Source organism: Anaplasma centrale str. Israel (assembly GCF_000024505.1).
GTDB classification, from domain to species: domain Bacteria; phylum Pseudomonadota; class Alphaproteobacteria; order Rickettsiales; family Anaplasmataceae; genus Anaplasma; species Anaplasma centrale.
In genome coordinates this window covers 1051280-1072655 of the sequence record NC_013532.1, presented here as the reverse complement: position 1 = coordinate 1072655, position 21376 = coordinate 1051280, and the positions used below count along the sequence as shown (strand labels likewise).

The window sequence follows — 21376 nt, the reverse complement described above, 5'->3', positions numbered from 1 at the left end:
TTTAAGGGAGTGGTGGTGATGTTGCTTAAACTTAGATTCTTACTGATTGCTGGAGTCTTCACATGGAGTATCCTCCATGGTGTACCTGCTGGGGCTAGTGCTGCTACTGGTACTGGTGATGCAGCTGATGATACAGCCGTCCCCCCTCTTCTGTTTCCTAATGGGCCTGCATAATCAACCCATAGGAGAGCTAAACCGCGGGTTATGCGGGGATCAAGCGACGAACGGGAACTAGATCAATGTGTTTAGTGCCCCAATCGGCGGGGGCAACGTGTCTACGGAGGTCAGCCGTTGAGTGGTTTACCAAGCGCGGCCAGCACGGCTTCGTGCATCATCTCCGACAACGTAGGATGTGGGAACACTGTTGACAGTAGGTCTAGGTCGGTAGCCTCTAGGTTTTTGCCCACCACGTACCCGTTGATCATCTCAGTGACTTCTTCTCCCACCATATGTGCGCCAAGCAACTCCCCCGACGTAGAGTCTATAATGACCTTCACAAAACCATCGACTGCCCCAGAGACTATAGCCTTCCCGCTGCAATTTGCGCGTGAGATTCCCACTCTGATGTCAAGCCCTTGGGCCCTGGCTTGCTCTTCCGTGAGCCCTATACTGGCAACCTGCGGAATTGAATATATACAGCTGGGTATGTTATGTACCCCGAGTGGATGAGGCTTGTCTTTCAAGATACCATCAGACGCGGCCATTCCCTCAACGCATATGACCGCTTCATGGCTGGCTTTGTGTGCAAGGCACGGCGGACCGGCCACGTCCCCTATGGCATACAAATCCGGTTCGGCCGTGCGACAACAGTCGTCGGTCACGATAAATCCGCGCTCGTCCAGGGTTGCCTTAGTGTTCTCCAAGCCCAACCCATGCGTGTTTGGGATAACCCCTATGGCTGCAATTGCCTTTTCGCACTCTAAGGTGACAACCTTTTGCGTACCGAGTTTGACTTGTGCCTGCATTGCCGCTCCCGCCTTCTTGAGTGAGCATACGGAGCCCCCGGTCAAGATTTCAATGCCCTGTGCCTGCAGGATTTTCTGCATAGATTCTGAAACTGTCTTGTCTTCCAAAGGCAGGATGCGATCTTGCATTTCCACTATGGTAACTTTACTACCCATGTGGCTGTAGAAGCTTGCGAACTCAATTCCTATAGCCCCGCTGCCGATAATCAGCAGAGACTTCGGTAGGCATTTAGGGAGCATAGCATCCCTAGCCATCCACAACATTTTCTCATCCAATCCGGGAACTGGCCTAGCACTTGCCCCTGTAGCTAGTATTATGTGCTTTGCTGTGAGCGTCAAAGGCTCACCTTCCTGCGCAATTGCCACTTTTCCTCCGCCCAACACCTGAGCGAAGCCCATGAGCACTCTGATGCCGTGCTTCTTCATTAGCCCAGCAACACCGTGCCCAAGCTTACTTACGGCCTCCCTGGAACGTGCCACAACCTTGGAAATGTCTACGCTTACATTTCCGCTGACTGTCACACCGAAAGAGTCTGCCTTAAGCAGTGTGCTGTATATCTCCGCAGATTTTAGTAGTGATTTTGTAGGAATGCACCCCCAGTTCAAGCACACCCCCCCCAGACTTTCCTCCTTCTCAATCACGGTAACGCTATAACCAAGTTGGGCAGCGCGTATGGCGGCAATGTACCCACCAGGTCCGCTACCCACAACTACCACGTCACAGCTTTCCATAGAGTCCGCGAACACACATGAGATGGCGGAATGATATGCAAAACGACCGGTACTCGCAACGGAATTTTATGTATGTGAGGAGTGCTGTTGTCCCGGTGAGTGGAGACCATAAGGTGAGGATCACATCGAAATAGATTGATTTCTGGTAGAAAAATTAATATTTTAATGCTCCTGTTAAAATATTAAGGATTGTTTAAGATGTGGAAACCGAAATTTAATAAGTTAGCTGGACTCCTCATGGGCAGTAGTGGTGTAACACACGGGACCAATGTTGCAGAGGGAGCGCCACACCAGAGTGACGATGCCGTGCCCACTGATAATCAAAGTGGCCCAGAAGCGGGTGGGACGCCTGCAATAGATGCTAAACATGGGGTAAAAACGCCTTTGAAATTGCCAGAAGAGTGGCAAGTTGTTGGCGGCAATCTGCGTAGAGCCAGTGACAAGCTACAACAAGATAGGCAGGAGCACCCGGGCTTGTACGGCCATATAGGACGCAGCTATGAGCAGGAACGACCAGTGGTGTCAGCACGCGATATTGATGCAGAGCCCGAACATATGCCGGGTGAGGGGGCAGACAGCCTGCATTTCTTGGGTAGCAAAAATGTGCGATTCTGGGGCAATGGCGCGCGCCTTTGCGGCGTATTATGTGGAGGCAGCCGGTGAAGGGTACGATCTGCATTTTAAAGCTCTTTCCAGTGAAGGTGTTGGGACTGTCAAAGTCAATAGCCACCCCATCGCCTTGCAAGATGCCTCTGACTATCCACCAGCATTTGTGGCATTTGATGAGGGCGGAACGCACAAGGTAGTATTTGCGACACTTGAGCGTGGGGTCTCCAATGGGCGCGTGGCCACACACGCAAGGGCGGTGATAGCCAAAGTGTACTCAGTGAATAATTCTGGTACAGTGAGTATTGCGGAAGAGAAGAGCATCACGCTAAACACTGATGGAAAGCGCACCGGTTTGTATTCCCAGCCTCTGGGCGTTGCCAGAGATGACAGAGGTGATGTTGTTATTGTTAGTAGGGCGAAGGACAAGAGGGCAAATCCCTCGGACCAAGCATACGTTATGTGGAGACTTTCTGGCAAGGACTTCAGCCTGATAAAGCCACGCAGTAGAACTGGCGCTTCTAGTAGGCATTTATTCAGCCGTGCTGGGGCTAACCCTAAGACGGGCACTCCCGAACAACTTGTTGTATGGGGCTCGAGGGCAGGCAAGCTTGGCCTGACATATGTGGGTAGGTACATACAAAGGGAAGGCCAGCAGTACGCGATGCCGTACAAGGCATATTACGCGGATATTCCATACAGCGCGAGAAGTCAGGATGCTGAGTGCTCAACAGGTTGTTACATAGGAGGACGGGCAGTTATTTTGTCTGAGTCAGATGCGATTGGTTTTGTGAACCACATAGAGATTCAGGGTGTACGTTACACCATGTATGTAGACAAGCGAAGCCTTAGCATTGCGGCATATGATGGTAAGACGCGCAAAGTTTTTCACCGGGTATTGAACTTTGGTATGCAGCCTACCTCCATGAACGTAAAACTCCTAGAAGATGGTGGTGTCGGTATAACTGTTGTTGATGAATTCAGTATGGTACACATGTACGAGCTTCGCTTAGACCAACTTATGCTCGGCAACTGCGGATGTAACGTATACGCCACCACAGTACGTGCTAGCGCTCTGAGCATCCGTGAATTTATTGATATTGCGAGCCAAGGGCTTCAACTTGTACCTCGCATTAATGAGGTTGGTACAAGTACCAGCACAGTTTCAGTTGTTGTAGAGGGCCATAACGAGCATGAGGAGCTCTATCTGGATGTAACCGAATTTGCATACCCAGTGAGGTACCTTCAGGCACCAAGTCAGCAACCAGAAGAAACTCCTTCCGAGGGAGCATATGAGTTTACCACACACGCGGAGGACGCTTTGGGTGCCGTGTCTGGGGAGGTTACTGAGTCTGATCCCGGTGCGATGTCAGCATCTGCAGAACATCATGATGCAGGCACACAGCCGAAAGTCACGACCGATGCGGCAGAGCACGCTACACAAGGCTTCACACCCCGCGCACACCCTGTGCACCATGTCGGTGGTGAGCACGTAGTGCCCTCCGGAGTTACCAAAAAGACATGGACAGGCTCGAGCACCGAATCTCTTTCTGTGGTGACTCCCCATATGAGCGCTGCTCACGATGCTGTCGGAGATGTTAGCGGTGCAAATTCTGAAAGTTCACATTCCCACAGACGTGGCCATGATCAATCGTCTGCGATTAGCACTACCTTGAGGCACCGGACTACTTTAGGGCAGAACCGTGGCCACGCTCAGGTGGGCAGTGTACCCATTGGTGGTGGCGCTTCCGGCTCGATTGTTACCCCTGTTGGTGGTGACCACGCGCGGTTTGCTAGATCCGCCGACAGCGGTACAGTAAGCACTGGCACTAGTGCAATTAGTGACGCTATCAAATGGAGTTCTGTGGCTGTGGGAATTGCTCTGCTTGTGGCACTAGTAGCTGCAGTTAAGGTATTTGTGGCAAGATACAGAAAGGTGGTCAACTTTCGCAACAGGATTTATCGTCTAGATTGTGAAGAAGGCCTAGACCTTTTTCACGAGTCTGGATCAAGGTCCTATTACGTTGTCGGAGGAACGTCAGAACCGGTCTGTTCAACGCCAATGGAACGCGGCTACACCAATGCAAGTGAGCTTTAGCCTACTTTAACGTTTTTTAGCTTACACTACCGGCCGGGCAGGTCTAATCCTGCCGTGATGTGCTTGGGGGTTTTTGTGTCCGGTTCGGTAGGATGAGTTTTCTTGGATTGCGCCACGAAAGCAAGATTGCAATCTTGATTGGGGATAACGGCGTAATTGTGGTACACATAGCTGATGGGGAGGTACGTGATAAGCTCTTTGTCGAAAATGTGGAAAGTAAAGAATGGAACGATGTCAAGTCATGCATTGTCTCCAATAAGAAGTCTCAAGTCTATTTCATTCTAGATCATTCAAACCAAGCATACACGAGGCACCCTATTCCAGCTACCAGTGCACTTGTTGCCAAATCTATTGCGGGGAAAAAATCCAATAACATCGTTAGCAAAGACGGGCTGAGCGCGGCATTTTTAAATTCTGAATTTCCCAACGACGATGGGAGTTGGGAGTGCATGTTTGTTGAAAGCGCTATCCAAAGCGAGCTGTTTAGCAGCCTACTTGAGCTCTTGTCTGAACACGCCCTGAGCAACATTAGGGGGATAATGCTTCTCTCAACAGAATTGGCGAATATTGCGACGACAATAAGAACGAAGAGCAGTCTGTTGCAGAAGAAATGGATTATATTTCTTGTGTACACCAAAGCAGGGGATTTGCGCCAGGTTGTGCTCTGTAACGGGAAGTTGTTTTCGTCCATCACGGTAGAAGTGCTGCGGGATGAGCGCGAGCTTCCGGACGTTATGTCAGGAAAGGTGCACCAAGAGGCGCAGAATGCCCTGCAGGGTATTGCTGCTGCAGGGGGAACCTGTGACAACTCTGATGTGGAGATGTGCCTGGTAGTCTCGGGTAGCGTGAAATCCAGCCTACTGGCACTCGATTTTAAGGGTGTGGATGTCAGCATACTAACGCCCTATGAACTCGGTAAATTACTTGATATAAAAAATTGCGTGGGCGTAGGCAGCATATATTGCGATACAATCCTGCTCTATTTTGCTTCCCACCACCCCGCTGGGTACAGGCCCCAGTTGCACACAAAGGGCACCATTTCTTACAGTAGGGCGCGGCTCCTGCAGAGAGTTGGCATCATCCCTACCTGCGTGGCAATCTTTGTAGTTGCCATTCTCAACGTGCTGTGGTCTGCAGAAGTCACAAGTTACGTGAAAAAGAGGTCGGAACTTCGGGCGACGGTCAAGTCTCTAACTGATGAGCTGCTGAAGTTGCGTAGTGACAGGGAGTTTGTCAAAGTGAACGAAATGTACGAAGCAGTGGATCTCTACCGCTCACTCTCAGGTGCCAGCCCTTGCCCCATCGGTAAAGCGATTGTACCACTAGGTAAATTGGGTGAGCGCAACTTTGATATCACTAGCTTTTTGTGGTCAGTTCGAGAAGATTTTAAAGTTGCGATCACGCTGGGTATAACGATCAAGTCTGGGGAAAGCGAGGAGGTGGAGAGCAGGCTTTCCGGAGTGTTTGCTGACTACAACATCAGAATGGTGCGATCACCCAATGGAAAGCAGGATTTTACTGTTTATTTGGAAAAGATGTAGGGAGATCTTATGCTGCGTAGACACTGTGTGCTGCAGGTGGTGTTGCTCACAATTTTGATTATCCTGTGCATTGTTTTGGGGAATACATACGACAGCAGGGTAAAGCACAGAGTGGTAGAGCGCGCTCTCGCGCGTAGTATCGCAAGTATCAGTGCCGAAATTCAGGATGCTCACGATCATGAGACCAAGCTAAACAACAACTTTTCTGTTTGGCGGGAGATGTCAGACACACATGTGTATTCAAGAGATGACAAAAGCAGCGGCAACTTGCAATCCATTATCCAAAACCTGTGCGAGAAGCATAAGGTAATTGTCAAAGAGCTGGTAATATCTGATCCTAGAGATCTTAGCGGCGACTATAAAAAACGCTACACGAAGGTTGTCAGGCATGTGGTAAGAATGCAATTTGAAGCATTAACTGACCAGCATGCTGTTATGCTTGTACACGCAATAAAATACGATATCCCCGGTTTTATCGCTGTTAGACTGCTGGAGATGACCAAAGAGAAAGAAATTACTCAGGAAGTTATAGCCTCGAGTGACAGAGGAGTAATCTTGCCGACAGTCAAGGGCGAAATTGTTCTCGACATATACGGCATATACGGTACACACCTATGACTTGTACAACTAAGCGTATCCGGTGGACAATAGCAATTCTGGTTACGCTGTGCCTATGGGCGGTTCCTACTGTCTTGATTGCGGAAGAGTGTGTTGGCTTGGTGTACGCTATGATGGGGTGCAATACATACAGGTGCGTCGCACGATTCCATAGCGGGTCAATAGTCTATGAAGTACTTGGAATGAGTGATGGCGATTGCAGGTATGTGGAAAGGGATAGCTCCGGGTTTACGCTATGCGAGGTTTCTAAGGATAACTTCCCAGCGGTTTCCAACTACTTGGTGCAACTTTTTACCAAAAGTAACAACGTGGACATTTTGGCTGTTTCCCGTCTAAGGGCTGCAACGTGTGACTTCTACAGAACCAAAGGAAATAGCTTTATAAAGAGGGGCAAGGAATTAAGTGACGCCGACGTTAAAGATATTGAGCGCGCCATAGAACGCAAAATGCGCAGCGATGCGATTGGGGAAATTCGCAGCATATTTTTTACTGAGTCTGACCTAAGCAAGTTGGATAAGCGCAAATCTGCGAAGTAATGTGGTGCCAATATGGGCTTCTCGTGCGCAAGTATTGGACATTTGACTACTCCTTGCTGAGGTTATACTGCCGTCACGGGCCAGGTTGGCGTGATTTGTGGTGCCGCGGTCCGTCATGTGCAGAACTGCTGCATTAAGCAGCTATATGCGAGGTAGCGCTGGAGGCGTGGGCTTTTATGTCCGTTGCGCAGATGTACCATGCCTGCTACGCTGTAGGCGCTGATGTGGAGGGGTTTTTGCTAGATATGAAAGTTACTATTCTCGGGTGCGGGTATTCTATGGGCGTGCCAACTGTGGGGTGTGACTGCAGTGTCTGCAGTTCGGATTCTGCATTCAATAAAAGGACAAGGACCTCCGCATTGATTGAAAACGGCGATGTACGCATACTTGTAGATGCTTCGCCAGATTTGCGCGCTCAGGCCTTGCGTCATAAATTGCACGTTTTAGACTCTGTACTCTTTACACACTGCCATGCAGACCATTGTGCAGGTATTGCCGAACTTCAGGCTTTTAACGTGGGGGGAGGTGCCAACTGCATGCCGGTATATGCTGACTATGGCACGCTATCAATGTTGCTCGCCAGCAATGCGTACTTTTTCGTTCCAGGTAAGCCAGGCGCCCCTTGGAAGAAGTGCCACTATTTGGTTGCACACCCAGTCCGCTATCATACCGAGTTTTTTGTGGGCGGATGTAAAATAGTCTCGTTTAAGCAAATACATGGTGAAGTCAATAGCAGCGGATTCCTATTTGACGATGATATTGCCTATTGTACCGATGTAAAATCCTTTCCGCAAAATTCGTGGGATCTGCTACACAATAGGCGACTGCTAATTCTAGGGTGTCTCAGGTATGAAGAGGTCGCGGCCCACGCACATGTGGACCTTTGCATAGAGTGGATAAAAGAGCTCAAACCTGACACTGCCGTGCTTACCCATATGAGCCACGATCTTGACTATCACCAACTGACGGATTACGTAAAAGAAAAGCTCCCGGGCGGGAACGTCCTTGTTGCCTATGATGGCCTGGAGCTCAATCTATAGGCCGCTGGTTTGGGAATGATACAACCTTGTGGCTTCTTGCAAGCTGTGCGGGAGTTTTTCCAGGTTGTACTGGGGGTCCGATGCGATGCCGAAAATCCTCTGTGGGGGCTCTATCTCGCCTTCAATGCCGTATATCAAGCCTGTCAGTATCGCATTTATAGCCGGTTCATAGTCGCAATCTGCACCTGATACTCTATGCTCTATTCGCGTGTTTTCAGGGGCTAAGGATGTGTCAGGTAGCCTGATTGCGGTGCTCCTATTGTTCCCGCCCCAACTAACCGTGGTCGGGGTATTGTTGTCGGCATGGGTGTATCGCAAATAAGACTGATGATGTGGCGCAAAAAAGATCATATGCTGCCTCATGTGTGCACACAGTCCGCCTATGGAGTAAAGCAATGCATTACTCATTCTTGAATTGCGCCTGAAAAACAAATTATTGGAGCTCTGGTCTACCAGGTTGACATGCACATGAAATGCGCTGCCGGGCCTTTCAATGTATGGCTTTGCTGCAAAGTCTAAATTGCCGCCAAAAAATTCGGCAGTGCGCTGCAGGGTTTTTTTCACGGAAAACAAGTTAGCTAGCAGATCTTGAACGTCTGGACCATAGCTTGTTTGTAATTCATACTGGGATTCATGAGTTTCTTTGGCGATGCTCCAATTTAGTGGTCTAACATCTTCCGCAAATGCAGCAAAAAGTTCCTCAAGCGCCTTGTCTTCCACGCCTATGACATAAAACTCTAGCTCAACTCCAATCAGCGGGTGCGCACCAAGTTTATTACGTAAGTGCGATAGTGTGCGATCAAGCGCTCTTGGAAGGTGCATCGGTCCTTCTGGTAATGTAGGCAGCTACGAGGTTGAGCGCCCAAGTTATGACGAATAACGTCAAGGCCAGAGCGTAAGCGGAAGATGTATGCACACTCTGGAAGTTCTGATCTCCAGTAAGTATTGTTGCAATCTGCACCGTAATCGTCGTCACAGAATGTAGGGGATTGAACGTGAAATTGGCAGTGACGCCCGCAGCCATTAATACAATCATGGTCTCACCAATCACTCTGGAAATTGCCAATATCACCGAGCTGCAAATATCGGGTAGGGCGTAAGGTATTACTATATTCCAAGTGGTCTCCGCTCGTGTCGCTCCCAGTGCCATGGAGCCGTATCTTAGTATTTTCGGGACTGATCTCAAAGCATTTTCAGTGAGCAGGGTGACGAAAGGGAGAATCATTATTCCTATGGTCAGCCCGGCAGTAAGTGAATTTTCAGACTGCGCGTTGAAGCCACAAAACTCGGCAAAACTACGTATGTTCGGAGATAAAAACACTACTGCAAAATACCCATACACCACTGTTGGTATGCCACATAATACCTCCAGCAAAGTATTGAAAGTGCGGCGCACTCGCTTATCTGAATACTCACTCACGTAAATTGCAGATAACAGGCCCAGAGGGAGCGCCACTGTTATCGCCACTATGACTATCAGCAACGTACCGCTCAGCAGAGGTAGTATACCGAAAGAGCCTGCCGGCTTCCCGTTTATTACCTGTGAGTCCGGATTCCAAGTGGTCCCGAGCAAAAAGTCTGCCAGTGGAACCTCCGCAAAGAATAGCTTAGACTTAAACGCTAGACATGCTGCTATGCAAATCACCGTGGCGAAGGAAAGAAAGGTGGATAAAAACATTGCGCACCGCAATATGGCAAACTTTTTATCCAGATACATCACTGCTGAGGAGGCTAGAAGCGCTATATAAAGCGCAACAGTCACCATTACTGCCTCCTGGCTTTGCGCGTACAACAAGCCGCCAGAGAGCAGCGCCAACACAGCGCCTACTGGAAGGAATGCGGCATACCCCCCCCTGAAAGAGAGCAACCTCCACAGGTAGTACCCAACAGGCACGACGGAGAGAAGCGCAACCAAACGTAGCGTCATTATGATGCTAATTCCTGTTAGTAAACTCGTGCCTAGTATGCTAATACTTATGTCCGGATTTGTACATCACTTTAAGCTTCGTGTATGAGTAGTGGCTCGCTAAGTAGTATTAGAAAAAAGTTTCTGGAATTTTTTGTCAAGAATGGACACAAGCTTTACGCATCTGCGCCGCTGGTCGCCACGGGTGATGCTTCACTGCTCTTTACCAGTGCCGGCATGGTACCATTCAAACAGGCGTTCACATCTGGTAGCAGTGTTGACGGGGCAAAAACTGCAGTTTCCAGCCAGAAGTGCTTGAGGGCCGGTGGTAAGCACAACGATCTTGAAAATGTCGGGTACACGAACCGGCATCACACGTTTTTTGAAATGTTGGGCAATTTTAGCTTTGGTGATTACTTCAAAGAACGCGCCATAGAGCTGGCATGGCGTTTTGTCACTGAGGAAATGTGCCTAAGTAAGGACAGACTGTGGATTACGGTATATAGCGAGGATCAAGAGGCGTTTGATATATGGAAAAAGATTACTGGGTTTCCAGATGATAGGATAATAAAAATCTCCACTAGTGATAACTTCTGGAGTATGGGTGATACCGGCCCTTGCGGGCCATGCTCTGAGATTTTCTACGATTATGGTGAACACGTACAAGGCGGCCCGCCCGGCTCTAAAGACGCCGATGGGCCCAGGTTTACCGAAGTATGGAATCTTGTATTCATGCAGTTTTGCCGTGACGAACATGGTGAGCTGAACCCGTTACCTCACAAATGTATAGACACCGGCATGGGGCTTGAAAGAGCCGCAGCGGTAGTGCAGGGCGTTTGTGACAACTACGATACCGATCTATTTAAGGCTGTTATTCGAAAATCGCAGGATGTTTTTGGCTCTCCGGATAATTCTATTGCACACAGAGTGATAGCTGACCACATAAGAGCCGCCGCATTTTTGATTTCTGAGGGGCTGTTACCAGGGAATGAGGGTAGAAATTATGTTTTGCGGCGCATAATAAGGAGGGCGGTAAGATATGCATATCAACTGGACCCGAGCAATGTTGCCATACATGAAGTATTGCCTGTGCTCACCAAAGAGGGCAGTGCAGGGTACATGGGTGATGCGTATCCAGAGCTGGTTAGGTGTGAACAGTCAATAACGTCCACGCTGAGGTCTGAGGGGGAGGGCTTTGTGGATACCCTGCGCAGGGGTATGGCCCTACTAGCAAAAGAAATAGGTGGCCTACTGCCGGGTCAGGTGCTGCTTGGAGATGTTGCGTTCAAGCTGTATGACACGTTCGGGTTCCCTCTTGACATCACTCTAGACATTGCCAAAGAAAGAGGCCTGAAATTTGATCAGGAAGGCTTCAATAAAGGCATGGGAGAGCAGAAGGAAAGGTCTCGCAGGCACTGGGTGGGGTCTGGTGAAGATGCTTCTCATAGGTTGTGGGAAGAGTTGCAGGCGCAACACAAGAATACGCGCTTTGTGGGATACGATTGTTGCTCTACCAAAGCCTCTGTTTTATCCATAACGCGTGATGGAATGGCTGTGCAGTCAGTCAATTCCGGTGAGAAGGCGTGTTTATTGCTGGATGTGTCGCCGTTTTACGCTGAATCAGGAGGGCAAGAGGGCGACAAAGGCTCGATTACAGGCGTTTCTGGTGTTAACAACTCTGGTGGCGCAAACATTGCTGAGGTTACATACACGAGGAAGGCATCCAATTTGCACATTCATGAGTGTACGATCACCAGTGGAGTGTTTAATGTTGGTGACACAGTTGATGCAGCCATAGATGTAGATAGAAGGGAGCGGCTCAAGGCCAACCATTCGGCTACTCACATATTGCACAGTGTACTCAGGACGCATATAGACGGGAACATTCAGCAGAAGGGTTCGCTGGTTGCCGAGGACAAACTTAGGTTTGATTTTAACTACGCATCTGCGCTCACCAAAGAGCAGATTGCGCTGATTGAAAGAGAAGTAAACCGCAGGATAATGTCCAATAAGCCGGTGCTTACCGATCACTGCAGTTTTGAGGCAGCGGTGCAGGGCGGGGCGATTGCGCTTTTTGGGGAAAAATATTCTGAGCACAGCGTGAGGGTGGTCAGCATGGGTGACTCTAAAGAGTTGTGCGGCGGGACCCATGTTAGATATACCGGTGACATAGGCGCCTTTAAAATAGTGTCGGAATCTGGCATTGCTTTGGGGGTGCGCAGGATTGAGGCAATCACCGGACAATCTGTGGTTGATGGTCTCAGGAAAGATGGGGATATATTGCTGCATATTTCAGAGCGTCTTGGGGTGCCTGTGGGCGAGGTCTCAGAGGGGCTGGAGCGGTTATTAAAAGAGAAGCTTGAACTCAAAAAAAAGCTAGTTTGCGCCTGGCACGAAATTATAAAAAGCTCTATCAGCCCGGTAAACTGTGGTGCTGGAGTTGTGCTGCACTGTGGCTATTTTCCTACGATTCCAGTAGACGCAATAATGGAATTCATGAAGAGTGCGAGGAAAGCCGAGCGTGGAATTTTTGCGATAGCTACAGCTGTGGACGGCAAGGCTGTCCTCATTATTGGAGTTGGTGACACTGCCAGCAAGGTGCTTGGCGCTTCAGATCTGGTTAAAACCCTGGCGGATTTACAAGGTAAGGGTGGGGGGAACGCCGGTCTTGCCAGAGTTAGTCTAGAGGTTGGCAATGTGCAGGAGGCGTTGTCTACTATACTAAATAAGGTGACGGCGGCATTCCCGACCTGAGATCGCCACAACCTAGGAGAAAAGCAACAACGAGTGATGCAGCATTCCTGTGCCCGGGGCTTCAAATCTGGCTTGGGTAACATTCCCTGTTACGGCATCACTGCCGATGATGGATGCGGAGGTAGAGCACCAAAACTCCCACAAAAGTTTGGGAACTACGTCGAACAGAACATAGATGAGGCACTAAATCCATCACAGCCTCTCAAGTATCTATAATTATAATTTATATCTAGAACCTCACAATATGTGCTGCGGCTGTAGCGGCGAGTGTTACGTATTGTTTTATATAGTAAATAGCATGGGGCAAGCCGTAGGGAGCTGCGCCCAGAATGAGCTCACTTTGCATATAGGCTACAGCGGCGAAGAGGTGTTGTTTGTCATACTAAGCGGGGTGATGGCAACACCCCCAAGCCGTTATAACCTCCAGAGTTTGCTGCGCTACATATAGCAACATCACAGTACGTATCGCAGCTTTTGCGGTAGCTAAGCATAGCACGTGATTGTTGCAGCAAATCAGCATTAGAGAGTTGTTCCCAGAACGAGCTCACTTTGCATACAGGCTACGGCGGCCGCAAGAGGTGTTGTTTGCCATACTAAGCGGGGTGATGGCGGTGCCGCAGCTTTTACTGCTACGAGTTAGTTGCGCTTTCCCATAACATCCAGGACAGTTTTTCCTATTACTGCCGGGGTTTCTGCCACAGCGACTCCGGCGCGCTTCATGAACTCGATCTTGCCCTTGGCCGTGCCTGAACTGCCGGAGGATATGGCGCCGGCGTGCCCCATACGTTTGCCTGGAGGGGCAGTCTGTCCGGCAACAAAACCGACTACGGGCTTTTTTGTGCCTGAGGATTGGAGAAACTCTACTGCTTCCTCTTCCTCAGAGCCTCCTATCTCGCCTATTATCACAATACCGTGGGTGTCTTCATCTTCCAAAAACAGCTGAACGCAATCTAGGAATGACATTCCATGAACTGGGTCCCCCCCAATCCCTATGCAAGTTGACTGGCCCAGCCCCACTGCTGTGGTCTGAGCCACTGCCTCGTAGGTTAGGGTTCCAGAACGGGAAACCACCCCTATGTTACCTTTTTTATGGATGTACCCCGGCATAATGCCTATCTTGCACTCTTCGGGTGTTATTATTCCGGGGCAGTTCGGGCCGATCATCCGACTCTTAGAGCCAGCAAGCGCCCTCTTTACCTGCACCATATCAAGAACGGGTATGCCCTCTGTAATGCAAACTATGAGTTCAATTTCGGCCTCTATAGCCTCGAATATTGCATCAGCGGCGTACGGAGCAGGGACGTATATCACACTTGCATTTGCCTGAGTCTCGACTTTTGCCTGCAGCACAGTGTCAAACACCGGCAGCCCAAGGTGTGTAGTGCCACCCTTACCGGGGGTTACTCCGCCAACCACCTTAGTGCCGTAGGCAATCGCCTGCTCGGAGTGAAAAGTCCCATTAGAGCCGGTAAAGCCTTGACATATAACCCTTGTGTTTTTGTCCACCAAAACAGACATGCGCGCCCCTACCTTCTCTCATTTACCATCTTAACAATAAAGCTGGCGGCCTCGTCCAAATCTGCTGCCGCGGTTATCCCGAGACCGGAATCATCCAGGAGTTTCCGCCCAATCTCAAAATTAGTGCCGGACAACCTGACCACGAGCGGTACGTCCACGCCAATCTCCTTGGTGGATTCTATTATACCCTTGGCTATTACGTCGCAACGCATAATTCCGCCGAATATGTTCACCAGTATGCCCTTCACGCCGCTTTGCAGTATTATCTTGAAAGCCTCACGCACTGCTTCTTGGTTTGCACCTCCGCCCACGTCCAAAAAGTTTGCCGGCTCTCCACCGTAGTACTTTATTATGTCCATGGTCGCCATGGCGAGGCCCGCGCCGTTCACCATGCAGCCTATATTGCCGTCCATTTTTATGTAGCTCAGCCCGTGCTTCGCAGCTTCCAGCTCCTCAGCCGCGTGCTCATCTGGGTCTTGCAACTTTGCAATTTCCGGGTTGCGATACAACCCATTATCGTCAAACGCAATCTTCGCGTCTAGCGCGAGAAACTCACCACTAGACGTCTCAGCCATAGGGTTGATTTCTACCTGGCTTGCGTCCGTCTCCACCAAAACTTTATAAATTTTGCGCGCCATAGACACGACACCAGAGACTTGCTTGGGGCCAAGGCCAAACCGGCGGCACAACTCCTGCCCGTGGAAGGAGCGGAAACCATATAGGGGATCAATATGCACCACAGAAACCATATTGGGGCGCTCCTTTGCGACCGTTTCAATATCAACCCCGCCTTCACTGGAGAAGATAATGCTGACCCTGCCAACGCTGCGATCTACAACCGCGCTTATGTAATACTCCTTGCCTATGTCAACCCCTTCTTCCAAGTAGACCTTGTTGACTTTCTGACCCTCGGGAGAAGTTTGGTGTGTTACCAGAACGGAGTGCAGCATCTGCTTCACGAGCGACTTCACTTCGTCCTTGGTCTTTCCTATCTTAACGCCTCCGGCCTTACCCCTGCCTCCGGCGTGGATCTGAGCCTTCACCGCCACCAAGCCTGGAGCTAGATCTCCTAACAGGCGATCAACCTCCTCTACCGACTCAACCGCGACACCCCGGGGCACGGTAACACCAAAGCTACTCAAAACACCCTTCGCCTGAAACTCATGAATGTTCACAACTACTGCTCCTGTAAAACACAAAGACCGCACACAAACGCGACAGCAGCAGCGGGCACATATGAACTACGCTGCCAACGCGGGAAACCCAGGACGCAAAAACTACCCATCATCGGAGATCAAAGGCCTGCGAATGTTGAAATGCCTAGCGCTTATTTGAAACCTCCCAAGCTTAGGCTCAGAAGATGCGCCGTGAAGCTTCTTCCGCCTTCGCTCGCAATCATCTCTTTTTCTAGCGCGCTTCTCAGAGGGCTTCTCATGGTGAGTTATCTTCATCTGCCGCGGCTTACCCTCCCTCTGAAGCTTCTTCTTTAGGGTGCGTATGCCCTGCTCTATATCTCCATGATATACGACAACCTCAACCAAGCTAAAACCTCTCAAAGACTAAACGATACGGAGCCACATGATAACACAACAGCCCATATGGTCAAACTTTTTCTTACCTAGGGCATCACCACCAGACAGCAACAACATCACCCCGCCAGAAGCTCATTCACCCTCTGGCTTGTCTGCTCTAGTTGCTCCTTCTGCAGAGGTACGAAGCCCAGGTTTACCAGATATCCAGAGCTCCCAATCGATTCTGGGCGCATCACCTCCTTGACGAACTCCTTCAACCCAGGAGTGGTATCCAAGTGCTCTTTCTTTACGTAAATGTAAATCGGCCTGGACAGCACGTACTTTCCGGAGGATATTGTGTCATAGCTGGGCTCAACGCCGGCGATCCTGTTCCCTTGTATTTCTCCCTGGTTTTTCACCAAGAAGCTGAAACTCAGTATGCCAAAGGCGTTACTGTTCTTTGATATCTTGTGTATTACCACATTCTCACTAGTGGCGACCTCTATGTACTTTCCGTCATTCCTTATGCTGCTGCAAACCTTTTTTCTCTCTTCCAAGTTCGGATATGAGTCTACGAAGTTTTTAGCGCTCATACACACCCCGCTGATCGCGGTGTCTACGAGAATGTCATATGTTCCAGTATTTTTGTGGGGGCCGTAAATCTCGATCTCATGTTCGGGTAGGCTAGGACGCACTTCCGACCACATGCTGTACTTGTTCATTGGGACCTTCCCGTACTCGTCGGATAGGCTATACTTACTTAAGGCACCGAACAAGTCCACCAGGGAGAAATCGACCCTCTCTTTCTGCTTTGCGCTCGCCACGACTATGCCATCGTAACCCAGGCCTACCTCAATCATGTCCCGCACGCCATTGTTGCCACAGAGCTCGACTTCCGCATCCTTAATCCGCCTGGAGGACATAGCTATATCGGGTGTACCCCTACCACTGCCAGCGCAGAACATGTTAAAGCCCATGCCACTGCCCACAGACTCTATGACCGGGGTCCTGTAGGCAGAAAACCTCCCGAATTCCTCGGCGACGGAAGAGATGAACGGGAACACGGTAGAAGAACCGACCACCCTGATCTGGTCAGCTCCAGCTCCTAAAGCAAGTGCGGCAAGTGCCACGAAGGAAAACCCCCAAAGCCCCATATCCCCCATCGCCTCGCAAAAAATGACACCCGAAACTGTACCATTGCCACACTTAACTAAGCATTAAGCATATGACCGCTGACAAACTTGAATAGCTCCTCACCCTGGCTCTCAGATGCGTTGAAATCCGGCGCAAAATGCCCAACATACCTACCTTTTTCATTGATGAGATACATGAAAGTCGAGTGGTCGATATCACCATCACTTGGCTTCTTGTCGCCCACATACACCTTGTAGTTTTCGACCACGCTCTTTATATCTGCTTCCTCACCTGTGAGCATTTGAATTCTTGCATCAAAAGCCTTGCGGTACTCCTTGAGCTTAGCTACGGTGTCATTCTTGGGATCAATAGTTATGAACACAACTTGCAGCTTGTCAGCAGAACTGCCAAGCTTGTTGAGGAGTTGGGAAGCCATTCCTAGCTCGGTAGGGCACGTGTACTTGCAAGCCGAAAAGCCGAACATTACAAGCATATACTTGCCGCCAAAATCGCTGCTGCTGACGGTAACCCCTTCATGGTTAACCAAGTTACTGAAAGATGCAGAGGCTATCCCCTCACTCACAACCTCGGAGGTGGTGAATCCCTCGCCGATTTTGCTGAAAATACCCTTCTTGTTCACGTAAGAGTACCCTAAGAACGCGGCAGCAACCAACAGCAGAAGATTGGACATAATCTTGAAAATTTTCATCCGTCACACTCCAACAAACACCCAAAAATGCGCCACATCGCCGGACGGCAAAGACGGGCAAGCGCGATCGTAGCACCTATGCCCGGGTTGGTCAAGCGGCCAGAGCATAACCAAGCCTGCCAGCACGAACTCAGCCTGCAGCAACCTGGAGGGACGTGTGACTTGAGGATACACAACCGAGACTAGCGATCAGGGAAGGACAGGCAGTTTTCTGCTTCCCTGACCAAGTCCTCCATAATATGCTTGATGCTTCTTATACTGGTTACAAAGCCAACACTCTGTCCAGCCATTAGAGAGCCATCATGTACATCTCCCTCAATGACGGCCCTTCTCAACGACCCTGCCCAGAATCTCTCAATCTTGCGTTGCCCCTCCTCTTTCGAGATTTCCCCGCGGTTATATAATGCTATCACCTCGCGTTGCAGCTCCAGAAAGCGTGTACTTGCCTCATTTGCAATTGCTCTCACCGGTACCACGGGAAAATCTTTGCTAAGCTGTACAGATGGCACTGCGTCCCTGGAAGAGGACTTTATAAACACTTCTTTGAACTTGGGATGAGCCCTGGATTCATGGGAACACACGAACAGAGTTCCTATCTGGCAGCCGCTGGCCCCCATGCTTAGGTAGCTACTGATCATGTCTCCTGTGCCGATACCTCCGGCCACAAAAATCGGGAAGTCACTCAATTGTTCACTCTTACGGAACAACGGTAAGATTTCCTGAGCTAGTACCGAAGTGCTTACTGGGCCGATATGGCCACCTGCCTCCATGCCTTCTATCACTAACCCATCCGCGCCCATTCTGACCAACCTCCTCGCGACGGCAAGTGAAGGTGCAAAGCACATGCTTTTCACTCCGGATTGTTTGATCAAGGCTAGGGTTTTGCTGGTTGGGATTCCGCCTGCCAATACTATGTGAGAAACCTTTGCACGCACGCAGACCTCAATCTGGTTGTCCAGATCTGGGTGTATGACAATTAGATTGACTCCAAAATTTTTGTCAGTTAGCTGCTGAGTTTCCTCTATTGCGGCTTGTAGCTCCTGAGCATACATTGCGCCACAGGCCAACACTCCGAAGCCGCCTGCGTTCGATATGGCAGACACAAGATTGGGCTCCGACACCCAGCTCATGGCTCCCCCCATGATGGCAAACTCGCTACCTAAGAAGTCCGCTCCCTTCTTCCACAGGCGTGAAAGCACTTCAGATTATCCTCTTAAAAACGTTTTCCTTGTCAAAAACCACGTGCTTTATTGCCCCAAGAATGTGCAACACCACAACGAAAATAAGCGTAAACACCGCGACCTCGTGTACGCCAGCGAAAAATGCCGAGACTGACTCATTCTTCGGCACTATAGGTGGTATCGAGAAGTATACCATATACACCGAACGCCCGGAAGCCGAAGACATCAGGTACCCTGACACGGGTATGCACAGCATCAACACATACAACACGAAATGAGTTACCTTTGCCAGGATAATAGAGGTTTGTGATATTCCCTCTGGATATGGCGGAGTTGTAGAAAGGAGGCGCAGTACGATCCTAACTCCCAGCAGGGTCAGCGCCACCATTCCACACGCCTTGTGTACCGTGAACATCAGTGCCTTGGTTGGTCCGTCAGCAGGGGGGGCATACACCATGAAAAACCCCAGGGTCGAGATTCCTATGATCCCCAGAGCCATGATCCAGTGAAGTGCCCTGACTGGCAAAGAAAACCTGCCGCTCACCATAGACAACACCTGCACTTGATAAAGATAGCGCGTGTGTACCACGAGATTGCCTGTGCAGCAACAAAAATCTGCGCTCACTGTCCACGCCATATCCCAGACAGTACGAGTCTAGGGCAGAGATTCAGCATTTGCTGGTCAGGTTTTTCCGTAAACTTTTGCCGAAATTTTTCAGTGGTGCCAGTAAAAATATAAACTATAATCCACGACAGTTGTTGGAGAGAGTGTCAGTGCCGTAGTGTTGTTGGGTTTTTTTAGGCATCTCTTTTTTGTGGTATTGGCGCTGGTTTTCGCCTCACCTGTCTTCTCCCTGATGGTCGTATTTTTTGCAGAAAGAGGGAAGGGCTTCGGTCTGCTAGCCACACTGCTGCCCGAGTATGTTTTCAATACTGGGGCGCTTATGGTAAGTGTTGGTGTTGTGGTGTTGCTCATAGGGGTTATGAGCGCTTGGTTTATAACCTACTACTCATTTCCTGGGCGTAGAATATTTGAAGTGGCGCTGTTTTTACCGCTTTCAATACCTGGGTATATAGTTGCGTATGTATACGTAAACATGTTCGGATTCGCTGGTCCGGTGCAAAGCGCATTGAGAGAATTTTTCAACTGGGAGAAGGGCGATTATTACTTTCCCGATGTAAAATCATTGGGTTTTTGCACTCTTATCATAGGGTTTAACCTATACCCGTACGTATACATGCTAGCCAGAACAGCGTTTATTGCAATCAGGAACAGCGTGGCAGTTGCCACCACATTATGCTGTTCCAGATACAAAATTTTGACGTCTGTTGTGATTCCCGCTGTATGGCCCTCTATGGTTGCAGGTGTGTCGCTAGTACTGATGGAAGTGATAGCGGATTTCGGCACTCCGCAGTTTTTGACCATCAACACGCTCACCACGGGAATATACAGGCATTGGTTCCTTTTACACGATAAATACTCTGCATGTATACTCGCGCTTTTGGCGCTCCTGTTTGTATTCTTGCTCATGGTGACGGAAAAGTTTTTGCGTCGTGATGAGGACTCCTATTCAGCTATCAAGATGAATACGAACTATTGCTATAGGTGGCACTTTAACAGCAAATTGGTTATAGCATTCATATACTTTGTATGCCTGTTGGCAGTATTTGTTGGGTTCGTACTGCCGTCGGTTCCGCTAATATACTGGACGCTGGAAAGGCTACACACCATAAATTACGCGGAATTTTTTCCCGTAATGCTCAACAGCGTGGGAATCGCGCTTATTACTGCTGCCATAGTGGTTACTATAGCCATAGTTATGCTATGTCTAACCCGGGGTAGAGGGGGATTATCCTATGTGGTAAGGTTTGTCTCCATGGGATATGCGATTCCCAGCACAATAACCGCGGTTGGAATTGTTATCTTGTTGGGAAAGTTGTCTCAGTTTATCAGTGAGCGATTTTTCGATGTTGCACTGATCGGGACCGTAGTTGGCTTGCTGTACTCCTACACGTTTAGGTTCCTCGCTCTGTCTATAGGCCCGATCGAGTCCGGACTGAATAAGATTCCCAGAGAGGTAGACTGGTCTTCGATGTTGATGGGGCACGGTGCCGCCTCAACCTGCGTTAGGGTACACATCCCCATGATCAAAAAAAGCGTGATGGTGGGCTTTTTGCTGGCATTTGTCGATACCATCAAGGAATTATCTGCAACCTTAATAATAAGGCCGTTCAATTTTGAAACTATGGCCACACGCATCTATGAATTGGTTGCGGATGAAAGGCCTATGGACGCCGCACCGTATGCGCTGGCAATCGTGCTTATGGGGCTCTTGTCGGTGATTGTGCTTTGCCAAGTATTTCAAAACGACAAGGTACGTGAAAACAGGATAAATGAGTACGTGTCTTGAGCGGGTGCAGGGCGTTGCTATGCTGTAAAATGCGGCTCCGGTGCACTGAATGACGTGGCCGTGTGCCATGATTACGTGTGGCTTAAACACCGAAAAGTTCTAGCCTTGATTGGAAG

Annotated in this window: 19 protein-coding genes and 1 pseudogene; 10 read left to right on the top strand and 10 right to left on the bottom strand. The window is 49.6% G+C overall.

The genetic code is table 11. The features are described from left to right. Window positions 1–18: 18 nt before the first annotated feature. A pseudogene (locus ACIS_RS05500) lies at window positions 19–138 on the top strand (TrbC/VirB2 family protein); the annotation flags it as partial. Between the two features lie 146 nt (window positions 139–284). Here the strand turns inward: ACIS_RS05500 and lpdA are convergent. After that, window positions 285–1697, bottom strand: a complete 1413-nt coding sequence (gene lpdA / locus ACIS_RS04465; RefSeq protein WP_012880984.1) for a dihydrolipoyl dehydrogenase — start codon at window positions 1695–1697, stop codon at window positions 285–287. A 237-nt stretch (window positions 1698–1934) separates the two neighbouring features. Between lpdA and ACIS_RS05605 the strand changes: the two genes are divergently transcribed. The 6 genes from ACIS_RS05605 to ACIS_RS04440 all read left to right on the top strand — a co-directional run bounded on the left by ACIS_RS05605 (window position 1935) and on the right by ACIS_RS04440 (window position 8136). Continuing rightward, window positions 1935–2360: a hypothetical protein gene (locus ACIS_RS05605; protein WP_012880983.1), complete on the top strand. Its 426-nt coding sequence runs from the start codon at window positions 1935–1937 to the stop codon at window positions 2358–2360. Next, window positions 2317–4401, top strand: a complete 2085-nt coding sequence (locus ACIS_RS04460) for a hypothetical protein (protein ID WP_238523272.1) — start codon at window positions 2317–2319, stop codon at window positions 4399–4401. Before ACIS_RS05605 ends, ACIS_RS04460 begins: the two co-directional genes overlap by 44 nt. A 59-nt stretch (window positions 4402–4460) precedes the next feature. Beyond that, entirely contained in the window at window positions 4461–5942 is a 1482-nt protein-coding gene (locus ACIS_RS04455) for a hypothetical protein (protein WP_238523271.1), read from the top strand. Window positions 5943–5951: 9 nt separating this feature from the next. Beyond that, entirely contained in the window at window positions 5952–6560 is a 609-nt protein-coding gene (locus ACIS_RS04450; protein WP_012880980.1) for a hypothetical protein, read from the top strand. A 182-nt stretch (window positions 6561–6742) separates the two neighbouring features. Continuing rightward, window positions 6743–7096: a hypothetical protein gene (locus tag ACIS_RS04445; protein WP_238523270.1), complete on the top strand. Its 354-nt coding sequence runs from the start codon at window positions 6743–6745 to the stop codon at window positions 7094–7096. A gap of 176 nt (window positions 7097–7272) precedes the next feature. Further along, entirely contained in the window at window positions 7273–8136 is an 864-nt protein-coding gene (locus tag ACIS_RS04440) for an MBL fold metallo-hydrolase (RefSeq protein ID WP_011114171.1), read from the top strand. Here ACIS_RS04440 and ACIS_RS04435 read toward each other — a convergent pair. Further along, window positions 8131–8958: a type I glutamate--ammonia ligase gene (locus ACIS_RS04435; RefSeq protein WP_012880978.1), complete on the bottom strand. Its 828-nt coding sequence runs from the start codon at window positions 8956–8958 to the stop codon at window positions 8131–8133. The genes ACIS_RS04440 and ACIS_RS04435 overlap by 6 nt on opposite strands. Continuing rightward, window positions 8936–10063, bottom strand: a complete 1128-nt coding sequence (pstC, locus tag ACIS_RS04430; protein WP_010263001.1) for a phosphate ABC transporter permease subunit PstC — start codon at window positions 10061–10063, stop codon at window positions 8936–8938. Before pstC ends, ACIS_RS04435 begins: the two co-directional genes overlap by 23 nt. 84 nt (window positions 10064–10147) lie before the next feature. Between pstC and alaS the strand changes: the two genes are divergently transcribed. Next, window positions 10148–12796, top strand: a complete 2649-nt coding sequence (gene alaS / locus ACIS_RS04425; RefSeq protein WP_012880977.1) for an alanine--tRNA ligase — start codon at window positions 10148–10150, stop codon at window positions 12794–12796. A gap of 298 nt (window positions 12797–13094) precedes the next feature. Further along, the gene (locus ACIS_RS04420; protein WP_238523269.1) at window positions 13095–13244 is read left to right on the top strand and encodes a hypothetical protein; all 150 of its coding nucleotides are present in this window, start codon (window positions 13095–13097) and stop codon (window positions 13242–13244) included. Between the two features lie 188 nt (window positions 13245–13432). Here ACIS_RS04420 and sucD read toward each other — a convergent pair whose 3' ends face one another. The 7 genes from sucD to ACIS_RS04385 all read right to left on the bottom strand — a co-directional run bounded on the left by sucD (window position 13433) and on the right by ACIS_RS04385 (window position 19396). Beyond that, the gene (gene sucD / locus ACIS_RS04415) at window positions 13433–14314 is read right to left on the bottom strand and encodes a succinate--CoA ligase subunit alpha (RefSeq protein WP_012880976.1); all 882 of its coding nucleotides are present in this window, start codon (window positions 14312–14314) and stop codon (window positions 13433–13435) included. A gap of 8 nt (window positions 14315–14322) precedes the next feature. Beyond that, window positions 14323–15489 carry an ADP-forming succinate--CoA ligase subunit beta gene (sucC, locus tag ACIS_RS04410; RefSeq protein ID WP_012880975.1) on the bottom strand — a complete coding sequence of 389 codons (1167 nt, stop codon included), beginning with the start codon at window positions 15487–15489 and terminating at the stop codon, window positions 14323–14325. A 102-nt stretch (window positions 15490–15591) separates the two neighbouring features. Continuing rightward, window positions 15592–15855 carry a 30S ribosomal protein S21 gene (rpsU, locus tag ACIS_RS04405; RefSeq protein ID WP_010263017.1) on the bottom strand — a complete coding sequence of 88 codons (264 nt, stop codon included), beginning with the start codon at window positions 15853–15855 and terminating at the stop codon, window positions 15592–15594. A gap of 107 nt (window positions 15856–15962) precedes the next feature. Further along, window positions 15963–16979 carry a PstS family phosphate ABC transporter substrate-binding protein gene (locus ACIS_RS04400; RefSeq protein ID WP_041651608.1) on the bottom strand — a complete coding sequence of 339 codons (1017 nt, stop codon included), beginning with the start codon at window positions 16977–16979 and terminating at the stop codon, window positions 15963–15965. A gap of 56 nt (window positions 16980–17035) precedes the next feature. Further along, complete coding sequence (locus ACIS_RS04395; protein ID WP_012880973.1) at window positions 17036–17668, bottom strand: SCO family protein; 633 nt, start codon at window positions 17666–17668, stop codon at window positions 17036–17038. Between the two features lie 182 nt (window positions 17669–17850). Further along, window positions 17851–18867 carry an NAD(P)H-dependent flavin oxidoreductase gene (locus ACIS_RS04390; RefSeq protein WP_012880972.1) on the bottom strand — a complete coding sequence of 339 codons (1017 nt, stop codon included), beginning with the start codon at window positions 18865–18867 and terminating at the stop codon, window positions 17851–17853. Between the two features lies 1 nt (window position 18868). Further along, on the bottom strand, window positions 18869–19396 hold the full coding sequence (locus tag ACIS_RS04385) for a cytochrome b (RefSeq protein WP_041651605.1): 528 nt from the start codon (window positions 19394–19396) through the stop codon (window positions 18869–18871). Window positions 19397–19631: 235 nt separating this feature from the next. On the opposite strand from ACIS_RS04385, the gene ACIS_RS04380 reads away from it, so the two are divergent. Then, the gene (locus tag ACIS_RS04380; RefSeq protein ID WP_012880970.1) at window positions 19632–21260 is read left to right on the top strand and encodes an ABC transporter permease; all 1629 of its coding nucleotides are present in this window, start codon (window positions 19632–19634) and stop codon (window positions 21258–21260) included. Window positions 21261–21376 lie beyond the last annotated feature (116 nt).

What these genes read in the sequence shown, in the direction of transcription:
- lpdA (WP_012880984.1), bottom strand. Translation starts at nt 1,697, where the DNA reads ATGGAAAGCTGTGACGTGGTAGTTGTGGGTAGCGGACCTGGTGGGTAC.
- ACIS_RS05605 (WP_012880983.1), top strand. Translation starts at nt 1,935, where the DNA reads ATGGGCAGTAGTGGTGTAACACACGGGACCAATGTTGCAGAGGGAGCG.
- ACIS_RS04460 (WP_238523272.1), top strand. Translation starts at nt 2,317, where the DNA reads ATGGCGCGCGCCTTTGCGGCGTATTATGTGGAGGCAGCCGGTGAAGGG.
- ACIS_RS04450 (WP_012880980.1), top strand. Translation starts at nt 5,952, where the DNA reads ATGCTGCGTAGACACTGTGTGCTGCAGGTGGTGTTGCTCACAATTTTG.
- ACIS_RS04445 (WP_238523270.1), top strand. Translation starts at nt 6,743, where the DNA reads ATGAGTGATGGCGATTGCAGGTATGTGGAAAGGGATAGCTCCGGGTTT.
- ACIS_RS04440 (WP_011114171.1), top strand. Translation starts at nt 7,273, where the DNA reads ATGTCCGTTGCGCAGATGTACCATGCCTGCTACGCTGTAGGCGCTGAT.
- ACIS_RS04435 (WP_012880978.1), bottom strand. Translation starts at nt 8,958, where the DNA reads ATGCACCTTCCAAGAGCGCTTGATCGCACACTATCGCACTTACGTAAT.
- pstC (WP_010263001.1), bottom strand. Translation starts at nt 10,063, where the DNA reads ATGACGCTACGTTTGGTTGCGCTTCTCTCCGTCGTGCCTGTTGGGTAC.
- alaS (WP_012880977.1), top strand. Translation starts at nt 10,148, where the DNA reads ATGAGTAGTGGCTCGCTAAGTAGTATTAGAAAAAAGTTTCTGGAATTT.
- ACIS_RS04420 (WP_238523269.1), top strand. Translation starts at nt 13,095, where the DNA reads ATGGGGCAAGCCGTAGGGAGCTGCGCCCAGAATGAGCTCACTTTGCAT.
- sucD (WP_012880976.1), bottom strand. Translation starts at nt 14,314, where the DNA reads ATGTCTGTTTTGGTGGACAAAAACACAAGGGTTATATGTCAAGGCTTT.
- ACIS_RS04400 (WP_041651608.1), bottom strand. Translation starts at nt 16,979, where the DNA reads ATGGGGCTTTGGGGGTTTTCCTTCGTGGCACTTGCCGCACTTGCTTTA.
- ACIS_RS04395 (WP_012880973.1), bottom strand. Translation starts at nt 17,668, where the DNA reads ATGAAAATTTTCAAGATTATGTCCAATCTTCTGCTGTTGGTTGCTGCC.
- ACIS_RS04385 (WP_041651605.1), bottom strand. Translation starts at nt 19,396, where the DNA reads ATGGTGAGCGGCAGGTTTTCTTTGCCAGTCAGGGCACTTCACTGGATC.